The sequence below is a fragment of the Moritella sp. F3 genome (assembly GCF_015082335.1).
GTDB lineage: Bacteria > Pseudomonadota > Gammaproteobacteria > Enterobacterales > Moritellaceae > Moritella.
Map to the genome: position 1 here is coordinate 499,368 of NZ_BLRL01000003.1, position 19,273 is coordinate 518,640.

Annotated in this window: 17 protein-coding genes; 11 read left to right on the forward strand and 6 right to left on the reverse strand. The window is 39.8% G+C overall.

What is annotated here, in order from left to right; all coding sequences use genetic code 11:
• Nucleotides 1–110 precede the first annotated feature (110 nt).
• Nucleotides 111–2,177 carry a methionine--tRNA ligase gene (metG, locus tag JFU56_RS08470; protein ID WP_198436839.1) on the reverse strand — a complete coding sequence of 689 codons (2,067 nt, stop codon included), beginning with the start codon at nucleotides 2,175–2,177 and terminating at the stop codon, nucleotides 111–113.
• 203 nt (nucleotides 2,178–2,380) lie between these two features.
• Here metG and apbC point away from each other — a divergent pair, with 203 nt between their 5' ends.
• From apbC to dcd, 3 genes are all read left to right on the forward strand, one after another.
• Nucleotides 2,381–3,457, forward strand: a complete 1,077-nt coding sequence (gene apbC / locus JFU56_RS08475) for an iron-sulfur cluster carrier protein ApbC (RefSeq protein ID WP_198436840.1) — start codon at nucleotides 2,381–2,383, stop codon at nucleotides 3,455–3,457.
• A gap of 171 nt (nucleotides 3,458–3,628) precedes the next feature.
• Nucleotides 3,629–4,273: a uridine kinase gene (udk, locus tag JFU56_RS08480; RefSeq protein WP_198436841.1), complete on the forward strand. Its 645-nt coding sequence runs from the start codon at nucleotides 3,629–3,631 to the stop codon at nucleotides 4,271–4,273.
• A 116-nt stretch (nucleotides 4,274–4,389) separates the two neighbouring features.
• A complete protein-coding gene (gene dcd / locus JFU56_RS08485) occupies nucleotides 4,390–4,992 on the forward strand; it encodes a dCTP deaminase (protein WP_198436842.1) in 603 nt (200 codons plus the stop codon).
• Between the two features lie 138 nt (nucleotides 4,993–5,130).
• Here the strand turns inward: dcd and JFU56_RS08490 are convergent, their stop codons facing one another.
• Nucleotides 5,131–6,522, reverse strand: coding sequence for a YjiH family protein (locus JFU56_RS08490; protein WP_198436843.1), 1,392 nt, complete (start codon nucleotides 6,520–6,522; stop codon nucleotides 5,131–5,133).
• Between the two features lie 631 nt (nucleotides 6,523–7,153).
• Between JFU56_RS08490 and JFU56_RS08495 the strand changes: the two genes are divergently transcribed.
• A complete protein-coding gene (locus JFU56_RS08495) occupies nucleotides 7,154–9,091 on the forward strand; it encodes an AsmA family protein (protein ID WP_198436844.1) in 1,938 nt (645 codons plus the stop codon).
• Between the two features lie 119 nt (nucleotides 9,092–9,210).
• Here JFU56_RS08495 and sbcB read toward each other — a convergent pair whose 3' ends face one another.
• On the reverse strand, nucleotides 9,211–10,653 hold the full coding sequence (sbcB, locus tag JFU56_RS08500; protein ID WP_198436845.1) for an exodeoxyribonuclease I: 1,443 nt from the start codon (nucleotides 10,651–10,653) through the stop codon (nucleotides 9,211–9,213).
• A 423-nt stretch (nucleotides 10,654–11,076) separates the two neighbouring features.
• Between sbcB and JFU56_RS08505 the strand changes: the two genes are divergently transcribed.
• Complete coding sequence (locus tag JFU56_RS08505; protein ID WP_198436846.1) at nucleotides 11,077–11,226, forward strand: hypothetical protein; 150 nt, start codon at nucleotides 11,077–11,079, stop codon at nucleotides 11,224–11,226.
• A gap of 87 nt (nucleotides 11,227–11,313) precedes the next feature.
• On the opposite strand, the gene JFU56_RS08510 is transcribed toward JFU56_RS08505, so the two are convergent.
• A complete protein-coding gene (locus tag JFU56_RS08510) occupies nucleotides 11,314–12,030 on the reverse strand; it encodes an MOSC domain-containing protein (RefSeq protein ID WP_198436847.1) in 717 nt (238 codons plus the stop codon).
• A gap of 466 nt (nucleotides 12,031–12,496) precedes the next feature.
• Between JFU56_RS08510 and JFU56_RS08515 the strand changes: the two genes are divergently transcribed.
• The 5 genes from JFU56_RS08515 to JFU56_RS08535 all read left to right on the forward strand — a co-directional run bounded on the left by JFU56_RS08515 (nucleotide 12,497) and on the right by JFU56_RS08535 (nucleotide 16,678).
• On the forward strand, nucleotides 12,497–13,096 hold the full coding sequence (locus tag JFU56_RS08515; RefSeq protein WP_198436848.1) for a hypothetical protein: 600 nt from the start codon (nucleotides 12,497–12,499) through the stop codon (nucleotides 13,094–13,096).
• A gap of 134 nt (nucleotides 13,097–13,230) precedes the next feature.
• Nucleotides 13,231–13,950 (forward strand): tRNA-uridine aminocarboxypropyltransferase, encoded by a 720-nt coding sequence (locus tag JFU56_RS08520; protein ID WP_198436849.1) that lies wholly within the window; start codon nucleotides 13,231–13,233, stop codon nucleotides 13,948–13,950.
• Nucleotides 13,951–14,168: 218 nt separating this feature from the next.
• Nucleotides 14,169–15,161, forward strand: a complete 993-nt coding sequence (locus JFU56_RS08525) for a Gfo/Idh/MocA family protein (protein ID WP_198436850.1) — start codon at nucleotides 14,169–14,171, stop codon at nucleotides 15,159–15,161.
• A 182-nt stretch (nucleotides 15,162–15,343) separates the two neighbouring features.
• Nucleotides 15,344–15,946: a hypothetical protein gene (locus tag JFU56_RS08530; RefSeq protein ID WP_198436851.1), complete on the forward strand. Its 603-nt coding sequence runs from the start codon at nucleotides 15,344–15,346 to the stop codon at nucleotides 15,944–15,946.
• A 207-nt stretch (nucleotides 15,947–16,153) separates the two neighbouring features.
• Nucleotides 16,154–16,678: a hypothetical protein gene (locus tag JFU56_RS08535; protein WP_198436852.1), complete on the forward strand. Its 525-nt coding sequence runs from the start codon at nucleotides 16,154–16,156 to the stop codon at nucleotides 16,676–16,678.
• 45 nt (nucleotides 16,679–16,723) lie between these two features.
• Here the strand turns inward: JFU56_RS08535 and JFU56_RS08540 are convergent, their stop codons facing one another.
• Nucleotides 16,724–17,215 (reverse strand): MarR family winged helix-turn-helix transcriptional regulator, encoded by a 492-nt coding sequence (locus tag JFU56_RS08540; RefSeq protein WP_198436853.1) that lies wholly within the window; start codon nucleotides 17,213–17,215, stop codon nucleotides 16,724–16,726.
• Between the two features lie 122 nt (nucleotides 17,216–17,337).
• On the opposite strand from JFU56_RS08540, the gene JFU56_RS08545 reads away from it, so the two are divergent.
• Nucleotides 17,338–18,651: a multidrug effflux MFS transporter gene (locus JFU56_RS08545; protein ID WP_198436854.1), complete on the forward strand. Its 1,314-nt coding sequence runs from the start codon at nucleotides 17,338–17,340 to the stop codon at nucleotides 18,649–18,651.
• A 107-nt stretch (nucleotides 18,652–18,758) separates the two neighbouring features.
• Here JFU56_RS08545 and JFU56_RS08550 read toward each other — a convergent pair whose 3' ends face one another.
• Nucleotides 18,759–19,178, reverse strand: coding sequence for an HPP family protein (locus tag JFU56_RS08550; protein ID WP_198436855.1), 420 nt, complete (start codon nucleotides 19,176–19,178; stop codon nucleotides 18,759–18,761).
• Nucleotides 19,179–19,273: the final 95 nt, after the last annotated feature.

Below are 19,273 nucleotides of genomic sequence, written 5' to 3' on the forward strand. Positions count from 1 at the left end.
AATTTAGTTATAAATCATACGTTATATAATAGTAAAGGGACTCAAGCTGAGTCCCTTTAAAAATCAGTATTAGAATCGCTTCAATTAACGTTTCTGATAACCGAACTTAATTACATTACGCGCATGCCAGGTTCAGAACCTTCATCCGGGTTTAGTACGAAGATATCGCTGCCACCAGGGCCCGCAGCAAGTACCATACCTTCTGACATACCAAACTTCATCTTACGGGGTGCTAAGTTAGCAACCATAACCGTTAAGCGACCTTGCAGTTGCTCTGGTTCGTAAGCTGACTTGATACCAGCAAATACTTGACGCGTTTCGCCGCCTACGTCTAAGGTTAGCTTAAGTAATTTCTTAGCGCCTTCAACATGTTCAGCTTTAACTATTTTAGCAATGCGTAAGTCAACTTTTGCGAAATCATCAAATGCGATCATTTCACCAATTGGCTCTTCTTTAAGGTGCTTGTCAGAAGCAAGGTCGATAGCCGTTTCTTCAACAACGTTTTCTTCCGCTTCTTCTTCAGCAACCACTAAGTTTTGCTTAGATGCTTCAACCATTGTTTCAACTTTGTCCATTTCAACACGTTGCATTAACGGTTTGAACTTGTTGATTTCGTGGTCTGTTAATACTGTTTTGTAGCTTTCCCAGTTGAATTCATCGTTTAAGAATTTTTCAACTTCAGCAACCATCTCTGGTAATACAGGTTTCAAGTAAACCGATAGGATACGGAATAAATTGATACCCATAGTACAAACAAGATGTGCTTCAGCTTCACAGCCTTCTTGTTTGATTAATTGCCACGGTGCTTTGTCTGCAATATAAGCATTGGCTTTATCAGCCAGTGCCATGATTTCTTTAATTGCTTTGCTGAAATCACGTGTTTCGTAATATTGCGCAATGGTATCGCCAGCAGCAACAAATTCAGCCAGTAGTGCTGGTTCTGAAATTTCGCTTGCTAGTTTTGCATCAAAACGCTTGTAGATGAAACCTGCAGTACGGCTTGCAAGGTTCACAACTTTACCAACAACGTCAGAGTTTACGCGCTGTGCAAAATCTTCTAGATTTAAATCTAAATCAACAATCTTGTTGCTTAGTTTTGCTGCGTAGTAATAACGTAGGTATTCTGGGTTTAAGTTATCTAAATAAGTACGCGCCATGATAAATGTACCGCGTGATTTAGACATTTTCTTACCGTTAACAGTAACAAAACCGTGTGCAAATACGCCTGTTGGTTTACGGAACCCCGTACCTTCAAGCATTGCAGGCCAGAATAGGCTGTGGAAGTTAACAATGTCTTTACCAATGAAATGATAAAGCTCAGTCGTTGAATCTTTCTTGAAGTATTCATCAAAGTCTAGATCATCGCTGCGATCACAAAGATTTTTGAAGCTACCCATGTAGCCGATAGGCGCGTCTAACCAAACGTAGAAGAATTTACCTGGTGCATCAGGGATCTCAAAACCAAAGTAAGGAGCATCACGACTGATGTCCCACTGTTGTAGACCCGCTTCAAACCATTCTGCTAGTTTATTTGCGATTTCTTCTTGTAATGTACCAGAACGTGTCCATTCTTTTAGCATGTCGCCAAAAGCAGGTAGGTCGAAGAAGTAATGCTCAGAATCTTTAAGTACAGGTTCAGCACCTGATACAACAGAACGTGGTTCGATTAGATCGGTAGGAGAATAAGTTGCGCCACAGTTGTCGCAGTTATCGCCATTTTGATCTTCGCTCTTACATTCAGGGCAGATACCTTTAACAAAGCGATCTGGTAGGAACATTTGTTTTTCTGGATCAAACAACTGTGAAATTACACGTGTTTTGATATGACCATTGTCGCGTAGACGCGTGTAGATCATACTTGCAAGTTCACGGTTTTCATCGCTGTGAGTTGAATGATAGTTATCAAAACCAACATTGAAATCAGCAAAATCTGCCATATGCTCAATTTTAGTTTGCGCGATCATTGCTTCCGGCGTAATGCCACGTTCTTGCGCTTTAAGCATGATTGGTGTGCCGTGGGCATCATCAGCACATACATAAGTACATGTGTGACCACGTTGCTTTTGGAAACGAACCCAGATATCTGTCTGGATGTACTCAAGCATATGACCTAAGTGAATAGGACCATTGGCATAAGGTAATGCGCTTGTTACTAAAATCTTGCGTTCTGATGTCATAAAATTCTGACTCATCTTGTGGTTAAAAATAAAGTTGTCCGATGTTACCTGATACGGCCTTTAAAGCATAGATGTTAGGCTAAAAACCCTGCTATTTTTAGCGTATTTATTTGTGAATCTTTACTTTATGATTGATATAGTAGATTAATAAAGTATAAATGCTTAAAAGCTAAACACTTACGTACTTAATTTAAGAGGCGGTTATGGATATTACAAAGATCACTCAGCTTGTTGGTATTTTTCAACCTAAAAATTGGTTACAAAATATTGCCGACACGAATGTATTAGAGACAATTAGCAACAAGGATGGTTGTGTTGAAATTCAGATACGCCTACCGTTTCCATCATTAGATTTTGAAGAAGAAGTAAAAACTAAACTAGAAGCGAAAGTGCTATTAATTAAAGGGGTTGAGCGCGTTAACTGGATCATTAAATTAGACGTTGCCACACTTGCGCGCTGCAATGATGCGCCTGCGATTAAGGGCGTTAAGAATGTGATTGCCATTGCATCGGGTAAAGGTGGGGTAGGCAAGTCAACAACAACGGTTAATACAGCGCTCGCATTAGCGAAAATGGGCGCCAAAGTGGGTATCATGGATGCTGACATTTACGGACCATCAATTCCACTGATGCTGGGGGTGAGCGAATCTCGCCCAGAGGCTTATGATGGTAATACCATGCAAGCGATTAACGCGCATGGTTTAGCGGTAAATAGTATTGGTTTTATTGCCTTAAATGATCAGGCTATGATTTGGCGTGGACCAATGGCGAGTAAAGCATTAATGCAGTTACTGGGCGAAACCCATTGGGGTGAACTGGATTATTTGTTTATCGATATGCCACCAGGTACGGGTGATATCCAATTAACGCTAAGTCAAAATATTCCGGTGACAGGTGCATTAATTGTATCAACACCGCAAGACGTGGCGCTTGCCGATGCAGCAAAAGGCATCAGCATGTTCAGGCAAGTGAAAGTACCGGTATTGGGTGTCGTCGAAAATATGAGTACCCATATCTGTAATAATTGTGGTCATGAAGAAGCTATTTTTGGTACGGGTGGGGTGACTAAAATGGCGGCTCGTTTTGATACCGAATGCGTGGCGCAATTACCGTTACATATCGATTTACGTGCAGATATCGATGCGGGTATTCCAACGGTAGCTGCTCGACCTGATTCCGCATTTTCAGCTGTATATGCGCAACTCGCAAATGATATTGTCAGTAAAATGTTTTTTCAAACGCACACTATATCAACAGAGATCCCGATTAAGCTCGCTTAACCTTGTTAATTTTATAGCGGACTGTGGAATTTACTAACTTATTGTAGGTATTTTTCAACTTAATACCGCTATTTTATAAGTTAATATAGGTATTTTTCGGTTTGCTCTAGAATGACGGACTATAAATTTCTATAATAACGGGGTCTTAAGCCCTAACGGATCATTTAATAAATGAATAATACATCTAACTCTTGTGTGATCATCGCAATCGCAGGTGCTTCTGCATCTGGAAAAAGCCTTCTTTCTTCAACAATCTATAACGAGCTTGTTGCTGAGTTTGGTGAATCACAAATTGCAGTAATTACTGAAGATTGTTATTACCGTGATCAAAGTCACCTCGAGATGGAAGACCGAGTTAAAACAAATTATGACCATCCACAAGCGATGGACCATAAATTATTGTGCAGTCATTTACAGGGTTTGAGTGACGGCAATGCAGTAGAAATACCAACGTACAGCTACACTGAGCATACGCGTATGCCTGAAACGACTAAATTGACACCGAAAAAAGTGATCATTTTAGAAGGTATTTTATTACTGACAGATCCAGCTATCCGTAACATTATTCACGCAAGTGTATTTATGGATACCCCGTTAGACATTTGTTTTGTTCGTCGTTTACAACGTGATGTTGCTGAACGTGGCAGAACGATGGAATCGGTTATTGAACAATATAATGATACGGTGCGTCCAATGTTCCTACAGTTCATTGAACCATCAAAACAATACGCAGATCTTATTGTGCCACGTGGTGGTAAAAATCGTTTTGCGATTGATACATTAAAAGCAAAAATTTGTCAGTTATTAAACGATTAATGTAATAGTTTATATTCAGGTTAATCTTAGATTTAAAGATCTGATATTACTTGAGTATATAAGTATCAACACTAACAGCATTATAACTAATACAGCATCTATTAAAGAGAGAAAAAATGCGCCTGTGCGATACAGATATTGAAAAATACTTAGATGATGGCCGAATTACGATTGAGCCAAAACCTGAGCAAAGTAAAATTAGCGGCGTAAGCGTTGATGTTACTTTAGGTCATGAATTCCGAGTATTTCAAGCACACAATGCGCCTTATATTGATTTGAGTGGCCCTAAAGAAGAAGTGGCTATCCAACTTGATAAAGTAATGAGTGATGAAATTGTTATACCTGAGGGTGAAGCATTTATTTTACACCCAGGCGAATTCGCTTTATCTGTGACTTTTGAAAAAGTAACGTTACCAGCAGATATCGTTGGTTGGTTAGATGGACGCTCGTCATTAGCGCGTTTGGGTCTGATGGTGCATGTTACTGCGCATCGAATTGATCCAGGCTGGTCTGGTCGTATCGTTCTGGAATTCTATAACAGTGGTAAATTACCGCTAGCGTTACGTCCGAAAATGACGATTGCAGCGTTAAACTTTGAAACACTGACAGCACCTGCAGCGCGTCCTTACAATCAACGTAAAGATGCGAAGTATAAAAACCAACACGGTGCAGATTCAAGTCGTATTAACCAAGACGATAACGACAGTAAAAACGCTTAGTCGTCTTTAGGCATTGTCTTCAACCAATGCTAATATCGCGTTAATCAAAATACAAAAATGCCCATCACTGTGATAGTGATGGGCATTTTTTTATCTTACGTTTCTTTCTATTGCGTTTTAGTACATCAATATTTCAACTTAAAAGATAAGATGTGCCACACCTGTGATGATAGGCAATGTGATGATAGTACGTAGTACGAAAATAATAAATAAATCGACGATGTTTACCGGGATTTTACTGCCCAATAATAATGCGCCAACTTCAGACATATAGATAAGTTGCGATACAGATACACCGGCAATGATGAAACGTGTCATGTCGCTTTCCATCGATGTAGCCAGAATACTTGGTACAAACATATCGGCAAAACCAACCACTAACGATTCAGATGCAAGTGCCGCTTCTGGTACGTTCATGAACTCAAGGTAATACATAAACGGTTTACCAAGCACGGTAAATACTGATGTGTATTCAGCGATAAGCAAGCCGACAGTACCGATTGCCATGACGACAGGTAAGATACCAAATACCATATGCGTGGCGTTTTTCAGACCTTCGATAAATACTGTTTTGTATGACGTTACTTTTGATGCACGGTCAACGGCTTGTTCAATACCCCATGAGAAAACACTATGGCCAGTCGGGATAGCCTCTAAATCATGTTTTTTTGGTGTGCCATCAATGTAGATATCTTTTTTCCAACATAGTGGTGGTAGCTTAGGTACGATAATAGCTGCCACGATACCTGATAACGTGATCGCCATGTAGTAAGGCAAGAAGTACTGCTCTAAGTTAACCTGAGCGATAACAACTAAGCTAAACGTAATTGATACAGCAGAGAAGGTGGTGCCAATAACAGCTGCTTCACGTTGAGTATAAAACTTCTCTTGGTATTGTTTATCCGTTAACAAGATACCGACACTGCCATCACCTAACCAAGAGGCAATACAGTCAACCGCAGAGCGACCTGGTAGGTTGAAAATAGGGCGCATGATTTTAGTACATAACGCGCCACATAATTCCAATAAACCAAAGTTAAGTAATAGCGGTAATAACAAACCGGCAAAGATGAATACTGCGAACAGCGTCGGCAGTAAGTCATTAAGCACTAGGCCACCGGTATTGGCATTCCAAATATATTCAGGACCGACTTGAAAAACGGTTGCGATAGTAAACACGCAGCTGACCAGTCTTACTATTAGCCAAAGCGGTGTTGGCATGAATAGTTCTTTTAGAAATGCACGCTCAGTGATAAATGTTGGTTTGAGCAGCACAGCCAACATAGAGGCCACAGCCATGAACGAAATGATCACGGTGATGATGTTAAGTAGGTAGCCGTCCAATAACGACAATAGCGCTTTGGCTAGAATTGCCACTGGGATCGTCATTTGGCCTTCATAGCTCATCGGCGTCATGAATAAAAACAAACCGATTAGTGAGGGTATTAGAAATCGCAGTAATGATTTATTACCTGAGTTTGTATTTTTTAGCTCACGCGATGATTCAGCGTAAATATTATTATCTTTCATCAAATATTTCCCTTTATAGGGCTGACACTGAAAACCAGGTTGATATACAGTGTTGCACCCATATTCCATTTGTATTGCGCTAAGTAATGGCATTAATAGCTGTCATTTACTCAATTGCTGGAGATAGTAACTGCGAACATACATCTTAGAAACATATTATTAACACACTGTGTCAGCTGTCATGGAAATAAAATTTTTTATGATATTTTAGGTGCTCGAGGTCACATAAATAGGTTTTAAAGCGTGGTTTTTATATTGAGTAGTATGTTTTTTCTAGTTTTATATTTTGATATTTAATGGATATGCAGTAATTATGATTGAGTAATCGTGTTTTGGTTATATTTATGAATAAAGATGGAACTGCGCGGTTGTTTGAATGTTTATTTAAAGTTTATTTTTTAAGCAAATGTCAGGTGAATGTTAAGCGAAAGATTGTGTTTCCTCACATTAGGGTGAACGGGCCGCAATATGAAATGGCTGCTTAGTCATTATTTAATGCGTTAAGGTATTTTATTGTGAATCTTTCAGCGTTCTGCTAATTACATGATATTATTAAGCAAGATAGCATTGGTATTATAGTCAATAGGCTATCATTATGGATTAAGATGTATTTTTATAAGGTGGTTTCAGGATGAAAAAAGTACTGCTTGGTATTGGCGGACTCATTGCGATAATTTTTATCGCTGGTTTTATTGCCATTAAATTTTTCGTTAATGAAGAGTTAATTAAGGATAATTTGGTTAAGCAAGCAAAGCAATTCACAAAGCAAGATGTGACGATTGAAGGTGATTTGAATCTCACTTTTTATCCACAAATTGGATTTGAATTAGGCAAAGTTACCTTATTTAACAAACATGAATATGCAGACTCTAAACAAATTGAAGTGAATAATGTGCATGCGGCTGTTGAGCTGATGTCGCTATTGACTAAAACGATTGTGGTCACGAATGTGCAAGTGGATGGCTTAACGGTTAACGTGGAAACGTTAGCTGATGGTCGTAATAATATGGATGAATTACTGGCTACATTAACACCGCCAGCAGCATCTGCTGAAACAGAATTACCAGTAATAACCAATGAAGATATTCAAGCGATCAAGGTTACGCCTGAAGGTGAACTCGCTAAAAGCGAATATCAATTTATAGTGCAAGGCGTGAGTATCACTAACGCTCAATTATCATTGAATAATCGTCAAGACGGTACATATCATAAATTGTCTGACAGCAGTTTAACCGTCGGGGAGTTTGCTTTCGCCAAGCCTGTTGCCATTACATTAGCAGCTAATTACCGTACTAATGAGTTAACTGCTAAATTAAACACCAGCATGGTACTGACTATTGATGAGCAATTTAGCGAGATAAAATTAGCAAAACTCGATAATAAACTTGCACTAACGGGCTCTATGTTACCTCGTCCAGAAATGAATATTTCATTGCAAGGTGACATGACATACGACAATGCTTATAAAACAATGAAGTTAGCAGGGCTTAAACTCGATGTTGATGAACTGACTATCACGGGTGACTTGGCTGTGGATGTATTTGCTAAACCAAGCTTAGAATATAATCTAGCAATGAATACTCTGGTTGTTGATGACTGGTTACCGAAGAGCGCCGCAGTTAAAGCAAAAGATGGCTCAGCAGCAACAAGCGGCACGGCTAAACAGACGGCTACTAAACCAGCACCTGAAGTTGAACCAGATCTAAGTGCTTTATCAAGTGTTAATCAAAAAGGGTCGTTAACCATCACGCAGATTAAACAGGGCGAATATGTCCTAGATAATATTAAGCTACAAAGTGAGCTTAAAGATGGGGTATTGCAACTCACTAAACTATCTTCAGATCTGTATGAGGGTAAGTTAATGGTGAAAGCATTATTAGATAGTAACAAGCAGCCTGCGACATTCAATATGAACAGCACATTGGAAAAAGTACAATCAGAGCAACTTGTTACTATCGCAGCGGGTAAGAAAATGCTCACTGGCTTGGTCGATGTCGATGTGCGCATCAGCGGTAAGGGTCTGACGACGACTAAACTTAAATCGGCGACCAAGGGTACAATCAATACCAGCTTCACCGATGGCGCAGTGTTAGGTATGAACGTCGCGCAAGAAGTGCGTAAAGCGATTGCAATGTTCAGCAAAAAATCAGAGACAACTGCTGATGAAGGTGAACAAACAGACTTTAGTGCAATGGTGGCAAACTTTAAATTAGGCGGTGGTAAGTTAACATCGACTAAGATTGATCTCGCATCTCCTGCGATCAAGGTCGATGGTAAAGGTTCTGCTAACTTGATTCGTGAAAACCTTGATTTTACATTTAATGCCGCGGTTGCTGAAAATATCGGTGGTCAGTCGAGCTCAACAATGAAAGAAGTACGTGACTTGCGATTGCCAATTGATGTAAAAGGCAGTTTTGCAGCGCCAAGTATTAAGGTTGATTTTGGTGCTATTACCAAACAACTTGCTGAAAAGGAAAAAGATAAACTGATGGATAAGTATCTTGGTTCAGATGAGAAAAAAGATGAACTTAAGAACAAGATATTCAAAGAGTTTAATAGACTCTTTTAATATCTAATTGTTCGTCACAATAAAAAAGCCTGTTAGTTAACTTATTAAAGTAACTAACAGGCTTTTTTTTCATCTATTTTTACACCGTGTTTAATTTCGATGTTTACCTTTATCTATCGTTAGGCACCAATAATCTTCTGACCGTAAAGGTATAACTGTTGCAATAGTTTCATTTTACGTTCGTCATGACTGTTTTCAATGGCGAGTGCATCTAAACGAGCAAAATAAGCCGGAGCGCTGTCTTCTAGCACGGTACGGCAATGATTAAGCCACTTTTGTTGCTCTGGCATTGATAGTAAATGTGGGAAGTTGCGTGCGCGATAACGGAAAAACAATTCGTTAAAACGTTCATCACTGATTTTAAGCTTCAGTCCTGCTAATTGCTCTGGCGCAGTTTCACGCAAGATCTCAAAGTTGGCTTTGTCACCCGCGCTAAAGAAACCATCATAAATCATCGCATCAACATTATTTGTTTTTGGATATTCACGTTCTACCTGATACACGCCAACCACGTTTTCACGCAGTGTTTTACTCTCTTTCAAACGTTTTAGATTTGCTAAACAGGCGCTACGATCTATACCCAGGCGTTCGGCATTTTCAGGTAATAATGTTTTCGCTGGCGCCAGTACTGGGCATTTATTAATATGGATCAGCTTTAATGGAATAGGCGCTAAATCACCCAGTTCTTTTCTTGGTGTATACAGACGTTCACGCAATTCATCAGCGCTTAACTCTAATAACGGAGTAATGTCTTGCGCTAAGTCTGCCACTATCACGGCGTTATTGTTCGTCGGATGCCAAGCGAGTGGCACAACCCAGCTTGTAAAGCCGCGATCAGCACCAAACATGCCGCTCACGTGTACTAATGGTGTCATGTTGATGATATCAATCAGTGATTCAACTTTACGTTTGTTGCGTAAGTTAAATAAGAAATCGAATAATTTTGGCTGCTTATCTTTAACCAATTTGGCCATTGCAATCGTCGCGTATACGTCTGATGTTGCATCGTGGGCATTGGCATGTTCGATACCATTGGCTTTAGTTAACAGTTCAAGGCGCATACTTGGCAGACCATCATCATTTTCTGGCCAGGCAATCCCTTCTGGGCGTAATGCATAACAAGCGCGCATTAAGTCGATGATATCCCAACGTGAGTTACCGTCTTTCCACGTATGTGCATACGGGTCGTGGAAGTTACGATAGAAGATATTACGCGTGACTTCATCATCAAAGCGGATGTTGTTGTAACCGATAATACAGGTGTTTTTCTGGCTGAACTGCGCTTCAATACGTTTACTGAATTCAGCTTCAGTGACACCTTCAGCTTGGGTTTTTTGCGGCGTAATACCCGTGATCATGGCAGCTTCTGGCGAAGGCAGATAATCATCGGATTGACGGCAATAAAACATATCGGGTTCGCCGATCACGTTAAAGTCCATGTCGGTGCGAATACCAGCAAATTGAGAAGGGCGATCAAGTGATGGGCTTAACCCGAAAGTCTCATAATCGTGCCAGTAAAAAGTGGCTTGGTCAGCAGCTGCTTTATTAGAATTGTTATCCATACTACGCCTTGTTCTTGTTCATTTTATCTAATTAGATGGTTGTTCTTCGGTGTTGCTAGTGGTTATAAACCAGCCTGTTTGCATCACAGAATACACAGTATATTTAATGCCTTGAAAAATCATTAAATATACTGTTAAACGATAGTCAGAGGGTAAGCTAAGCGTGGAAATATGGCAAGTGCTAACGGCCAATCTGGGTGGTTATTTTCATGCCATTCATGCACCCTTGATATGCTGTTATTTTGCGCGATTTATAAAAATTGAATACAAGTGTCCCATAGTGGACAGTTTAATTTTTAATTGATCTTTATATTAGTCGGCAATGTCATTTGATAAAACTATGTATAAACAGGCTGTGATTTTATATTTCATTTTATTGCACTGTTTTTATATAGTTTAGTCGTAACCGAGTTAGGAAATATAATGAGAAAAGAACAAGTAGAGCACACAGTACAATTATTACGTGAAGGTCATGCCTTAACTGCCGTTGCAAAACTAGCAGGTATTAATGTGATGTATGTTAGCGTGATCCGCAAATTAATGGTGATGGAATTATTAAAAGTAGATGCTTAGCTTGGCCATATAAAGAGTAACGGCAGATAGTTGAGCAGCAATATTTGATTAAAAAATACGACTGCTCATAACTTTATCAACGCGGTATTAAGCGTGATCTAATAATCTAAAGTTCCAATTCTCTACCGTATTGGTTGCTAATCGAGTCTTAGCTGTTTCGCTCCAGTATGGTGACAACGCAGGCATCTCTATTAATGCATTCAAGCTATCTTTGTCCGATGGCTTATTGAAGAATAAGTCACAGACTTGTTTTACCGTGGTTGCTGGAATTAACCGTTTAATACGGATTAGCGCATCATCTTGATTCACCATACCCGGTTTAATGACACGATATAACCAGCCACAACGACTTAGCGCTTGCATTTGCACTGAAATATCAGCGACATCCCAGCGGGTATTAAGGTTAAAGCAAGGCAGGCGAGGTTGACTCACTTCGATAATGGCTTCACCCCATTGGTATTGATCGCCAATGCAGACATTTTCTTCCGTCATACCTAGTGCACTTATATTTTCGCCCATGCCTGGTGCTGAAAATAGTGGCTGCTTGTTAGTTCGCGAGGAAAATACTTGCTGCCAAAATGTGTAATGTTCGGCAGGATATTGATGTAAAGCACGCTCTAGACCACCGTGATATTTTTTATCTGCGGTCTCGTCACCTTCAAGTCCATGTTCAGAAAGGTAGATGCAGCTGCTCACCGGCTGCTTATCAATAGCGGTCTCGAAACCAAAACTTTGCTTAATTCGACCTATATATATTTCAACCGCGTATTGTTGCGGAATAAGTGGGGATGGACAATCAGACATATAGGTATTTCCTTATAGATAAGCATTTAGTTTGCAGGATTCTACACAAGCAAAATTAAATAACAATCGCAATCAGTAATCAACATCCCGTACTTAACATTTCATTATTAATACTCGGAACTCAAATAATACTCAGTACTAAAAATTCTAGCGCCATAATTTCCATTTTCCATTCAGTGACCTGCATTCAGTATTTACATCCAATGACAGGGCTACAATAGTGTTGCTCATTTATTTGTATTCACCAAGGTTAAAAATAATGTTATTTTTTTGAGGACTCAGAACACTAAAAATTTTATTTAGTCTAGTCTAAATGAAGTTGAAAGTGCATATTTATGAGTTGTGACATTATTTTTATGTTTTTTTCGTAAATATGCTTTTAATTTCGGCGACAAAGGTATAGAATCCGCCTCCTAATTTTTACAGAAAGCTACTAAAATGTAGCCGGTTATCTGCAAGGTAGACAATGAGTCATTACACAGTTTTAGGTTTATCAACATGGTTCGAACTAGTCGAACGCATCGGCTCAGAAGCAGAAGCCAAGACATATTTTTCAGAAACGAAGCTAGTCGAGTACAATAACAGAACTTGTCTCGAATTAGTTGAAGCGGGTATGTTAATGCATTTGAAGAATTGGTTAGCAGTACAATACCAAGAATTCAAATCAACGGGTGAGCGTTTACGTCGTGAACAAGTGTCACAGTCAACAAATTCCGTATCAAGTAAACTTTACTCGATAGAAGTTATTCGAACTCGTCCGCAAACGGATGGACAAAGTGTGCACCAACAAGCACAGCAAGTACAACAAAGACAGCATGTAGCATCGTCACAATTTGCGACTAACCAGGTTCGTCCTGTACATGCGACTGCAACACCGGCTATTAAGCCTGAAGTTGCAAGACCTGTTGTTGCTGCTGCCCCTGTTGCGCCACCGAAACCACGTGTAATTACGTCAAAAGCACCAGCACCAGAAAAGAAACCTGCTGCTGCATCTATGGCTAATTTCTTTATGCGTCAGGTTCGAGCGACTAAATCTGAATTGGAAGATCGTAAGCACCATAATTAAGTGACGCTTGACGCGTACCTAATTATGTAAATGACCCAGTAGCAAGGATTGTCCCACGACGGTGGTGATAGGTCTTGGTACTGGGTCATTTTTTTATCTGCAATTTAGCAATTATTTATAACGTGGATCACTTTATGCGCATTCATAATGTTCATCGATTAGCAATACAACGCCTCGCAGACAGTACTAAGCCTTTTAATGCCCGTGGTGGTCGATTAATTCGTTGTGATTACTGCATGCTTGGCAAGCAATTTTGTATTTGTGAACATCGACCGCTGGTAGAGTCTACTGCTGGCTTTATGCTGGTGATGTTTGATTATGAAATGATTAAGCCAAGTAATACAGGCCGTTTGATCGCCGACGTTATTGAAGATACGTTTGCTTATCAATGGTCGCGTACAGCGCCTAGTCAAGAGATGATTGATATTATCAAAGCTGATTGTTGGCAGCCGTTCATTATCTTCCCTGAAGAGTATGTGTTAGAGCGTGAGCGAGTAGAAACTGGCCCATTAACGATAGAGTCGGGTAAGCGACCGTTATACATCTTACTTGATGGTAGCTGGCGCGAAGCGAAGAAAATGTTTAAAAAGAGCCCATGGTTACATGATATTCCGGTTATCTCATTTGATCCTGAAGTCGTATCGCAGTATCAGATCCGTAAAGCAGCAAAAGAAAATCAACTCGCGACAGCAGAAGTTGCATCCTTAGTACTAGGGCATCATGGTGAAGCCGCTAATGCTGATATTCTTTCTTGTTGGTTTGATGTATTCCGTGAACGTTATTTGGCTGGCACTAAGCAAATTGATGTTGGTGTTGACGCTGCACTGAAACGTTTACAAACATTAACGGTTTAGCTTTTTCTAAGCAGCTCGAATAACATCGCTGAGGTTGTATACATGAACTTATGTATGCAGCCTATTTCAGCATTCAGCATTGAATATTAATCTCTAATACTCCACTTACTCCTAGCAACCTCTTTAAAACCTTATTTTCACGTGTATGTGCTTTTCTTATCTATATTAATCACCTATATTGCTATCTGATTTTTATCATTCGATGTAATGGATAGATTATGCAGAATAAAAACACGGAGTCAGCGCTTATTCGCTGGGGTATTATTGGTTGTGGTTCGGTAACCGAACTCAAAAGTGGTCCTGCTTATCAAAAAACAGCATGCTTCGAACTCTCCGCTGTTATGCGCCGTGATCTTAGCCTCGCAGCAGACTATGCGAAAAGACACAAGGTGAAGGCGTATTCTTCTAACGCGGCCGATATTATTAACAACGATGATATTGATGCTGTGTATATCGCCACACCACCTGATAGTCACAAATTGTATGCGTTACAAGTTGCAGCAGCAGGTAAACCCTGTTGTATTGAAAAACCCCTTGCACCGAGTTACGCCGATAGTCTGGCAATCGTCAATGCCTTTGAAGCACAGGGTGTACCGTTATTTGTGGCTTATTATCGTCGTTCATTACCGCGTTTTAACAAAGTAAAAGCGTTACTTGAGTCTGGTGAAATGGGTGAAATAAGAACGATTAATGCATTTCTAAATAAACCCGCTAATGCATTAGATTTATCCGGAGAACTGAACTGGCGAACAGATAAAACTGTCGCTGCAGGTGGTTATTTTGACGATCTGGCGAGCCATGGACTTGACCTGTTTGCTTATTTACTCGGTGAGTTTGATGTTGTCAAAGGCCTAGGTACTAATCAACAAGGTTTGTACTCATCTCTGGATGCCGTAACAGCATGCTGGCAGCATAAAAGTGGTGTAACTGGCATCGGCAGCTGGAATTTTGGAGGCTGCACACGTGAAGACCGTGTTGTTATTACAGGCAGTAAAGGTGAAATAAGCTTCTCAGTGTTTGACGAGGCCGCGATTGTTTTGCAAACATTAAATCAACGTCAAGAATTCACCATCGATAATCCTGAAAACATTCAATTACATCATGTCGCTAATATACGCGAACAACTGCTGAATGATGTAGTGCATCCATCCAGTGGTAAAACCGCCTTGCACACAAGCTGGGTTATGGAGCAGATCTTACACGGCGGCTAATTACTTAGGCTAGCTTAAATTAACAATCTCTAAATAGGTATTTATTAAGCATGTTAATAAATACCTATTTTATTTTGTAAAATATATCATTTAGCATCGTTTTTTAAAAAACGATATAGTACTTAAAATTCAATACTGTAATACTCGTAAGCTGAACATTTAACTTTTGCTTAGGGGTTGGGATGACATTTTTTAATAGCTTAACGCACAAAGAACAAGAATCTTTTCAAGCTTATCGATCAGGGACGAGCTATAACAGCAACTTTTCTTACGATCTTAACCATAAACTAAAGCACAATGAAAAGGCCCCAAAACGGTTTCAACTGCATTTGTTCAACCTCGATAACCTGACCTTAAAAGCCAAATTGTCCTCGGAAGTGATTTTACATCGAGCTTGTTATGGTGATGGTATACAGCCTTTGTTACAAGGAGAAGAATATAAAGGGTTTCTGTCTGCGTTGGACAAAAATAATTGCCTAGGTCGGTATTTTAATGAGCATCATAAAAGCGCTGATACAGATGCATATTATGTTGTTATCAAATGTCCAAAAGGCAGTTGTGTCGCGAAATACCAAGAATCAAGACAGCAAGTGGCCACTGAATATTTACTCCCACGAAACTCTCGTTTCACTTTAGTCAGCAAAGAAGATATTGTTGATAGCACTGAGATCAGGACATTAGCGGGCACGATCAATGCGCGAAAGCTGAAGAAAATTATTAAGGTTGAATTAGTATTGAAAAAGCGTAATTGGTTGAAGGAAATATTACGTAAAATAGTGAAGTGATTTCATTTAGTCGTTGTAAATAGCTGTATATATAAGGGTTATCACAAAACTACCTCTTTATTTCCATTATTATATCGTCTAGCTCATGTTTCTTGAAAACGATATATTTACCGTATTTTATATATGTAATAGTCTGGCAAATGAGACAGAGTGTCCAGGTAGTCAAATACGATAAAATACAGTTAAAATGGATAAGAAGGTATTGCAATGGAATCGCCCCTCAAAGAAGTCATGTTTGAATACGTGCCAACCACCCAAGAAGTGGAAACCCTATTACAGCAAACGCCAAACGCAAAAATTAATATTGCTAATATGAAGCAGGCCTGTGATATCAGCCAGATCAGTCATCTCAGCCATTACGGCTATTGTATCAATGGTATTCATATTGAAGTTGATATATGCGATGCATCAGAAATAGAGCCGCTGTGGTCTTTTCTTGAATTAGATTTTTTACGCATTAGTTTTACCAGTGATGAAGTACTGGAAGATGATTTCAACGGTTTTCTGACTTGGTTAGAAAATGCAGATAAACTCGAGGCGTTAGCGCTAGAAACCCAGCCATTGCATCAGGATGATGGCTTACAATTACTGTCGATTTATTTTGCCGCGTCAAAACAGTTTCCAGTGTCTTTGTTTGTTAAAAACAACGTCGACACAGCGGCAATGCCATCACTGCCTGCACTACAGGTATTAAGTTATGCAAATGTGGCAATGACGATGAACGCTTTTTAAGTAACGCTTATTGTAAACAAGCGGCAGTGATCGAAAGGATCGTTATCAAACGCTTTTATGTCCTGCTAATACTCGTTGCATCAATGAATCGAGTTGTTGTAACTCATCTGCAGATAATACACTGAAAGTACTTTTTTCTTGTTGGTGCAACTCGGGCATGACAGTTTCGATCAACTGCTTGCCTTTACTGGTGAGTAGTACCAATTTACTGCGCTTATCTTCTGGATTATCAATTCTAGCAATCAGTTCAGATTGGCTTAAACGACTTAGTACCTTAGTCAGTCCACCAGAACTGAATATCATCGATTGATATAATGCAGTTGGTGATAGGCAGTAGGGTACTGGACTGCGTCTTAGTGTCGCTAACACACCAAATTCAGCACGTTGTAATTCATGATTACCTACCAATGTTTCCATTTGATGATTGCATAGATTACTCACTTGCAGTAATCGTAATAATGCTGGTGATACTGTTTCAGCACACTCGGGCCAGTTAGCTTCCATCATTTTTACTATGTCACTAATATCATTTGCCATGTTTTATATTTCCATGTGGCAGGGTAACAAATCCCTGTTTTGTCAGATAACCAATAATATATCTTGCTAGAAAGGTAAAGTCTAGCTATTATCTTTCTAGGAAGATAAATTAAGGTGAGAGAATGACACAACAAAATACCCCCTCAATCGACATGAATACGGTTATTAGCGACAGCAAAACAGAGACTAAAAAAGAAACCGCTGGGAAAATGAGTAAGACGCTAATATTAACCTTGGCTGCTGTATTTGCATTAACCCCATTCACCATTGATAGTTACTTACCGGCCATGCCAACGATGGCAAAAGCAATGGACGTTGATATTTCGTTAATGTCAGTCACGGTCAGTTTATATATTTTTGGTTTGGCGATAGGGCAATTAATTGGCGGGCCTTTGTCTGACAAAAAAGGCCGTAGTTATGCCATGATTGCTGGTTTGGCTGTATTTGCGATAGCGAGCTTGTTGTTAACGACGGCGACACAGATTGAAATCTTGTGGTTTTGGCGTGTCATTCAGGCTATTGGTGGTGGTATGGCTGTGGTGGGCGTACCTGCAACGATCCGCGATACGTGCAGTGGTAAGGAGGCTGCTAAGTTATTCTCACTGATTGCACTGATTATGATGATCGCACCGTCGATCGCACCAACCGTTGGCACCATCATTATGTCACTGGCGGATTGGCGTTGGATTTTTTATACGTTGGCAATCATGGCGGTGCTGGTGGCTATTTTGGTGACGTGCTTTATGCCAAAGGCGACGAAGAAAGTGGAAGTCACATTGCTGAAAGATCCTTCAGCTATAGATTCTTCAGTACAAGAGTCTGCCGATAAACAGGCTGATGAAGCGCAGCCAAAGATTGGTTTGTTGTCGGTGTTCAGTGAAAAACGAGCGTTAGGCTTTATGGTCGCGCAAGCTTTTGCTTATTCCGTCATGATGATCTTTTTAACCAATGCATCAATGATGTATATGGAAGTCTTTGGGCAAACGGCTCATCAATTTTCACTCTTGTTTTTTGCTAATATTTGTGGCTTGGTTGTTGTTAACCGCGCCAATTCATTTTTGCTGGCGAGATTTGAACCAGCGCTATTATTAAAAGTTTTTCTTAGCTTGCAAGTCGTTGGCGGTATCATATTAGTGACGGCCTCAGTGTTGATCCCTGACGCTTTATATGTGGCAGTTGCTGGCTTTGTTATTGCGATTTCAGCGAATGGTGCGGTTATATCAAATGCGAGTGCCTGTTTTATGAAAAGCTTTGGGCGTAATGCTGGTTCGGCTTCAGCTGTTTTAGGCGCAACGCAATATACAGTGGGTGGTACGGTGAGTGCGTTATCCGCGTTTATTAGTATGGGTTCGGTATTGCCTGTGGTGATTATAATGCTGTTATCGTCTGTTATCGCCCTGAGTGGAGCAGTGCTTGCTGGACGCTATTCTCGTTAATACTCTTGTTAACATAATCGTAGTATGTTTAGTAATGCACTCGGCAATGTGATGATGTTAATTAGGCTGCTAGATAAACTATCAGCCTAATGACTGTCTGAGTAGCGTTATTTATTAAGCAATAGCGCACACAATTTTACAAAATCAGATGAGGTGACAATACCAATCACTTTATTTTGATTATCGATCACCGGAAGACAGCCGAGCTTATTATCAATAAAGTATTCAACAACGATTTTAAGCGGTTCGTCTTCAGTGAGCTTTTGAAAGTCTGATTCCATTAACTCTTCGATTAATTGCCCGCGTTCTTTGCGCGCAAGTGCATCAGTGCCGTATTTGTTAATCATTGACATGACAGCGCTGATTATTTTTTTATGCGTCAAAACACCAACCAAGGTGCCGTCATTTTCGGAGATAACAGGTAAGTGACGTACCCCACGTGTTTGCATTAGTTCGTGTGCGTCTTTTAACGTGGCTTTATGGCTGATACAAACTACATTGCTTGCCATTATATCTCTTACTTTCATACATTATCCCCGTGTTGTTTTATTGTTAATTTAATTCGCACTAATATGACAAGTATACTTAATCAAGTCCAAAATAACATTGTTTTATTTAAAAT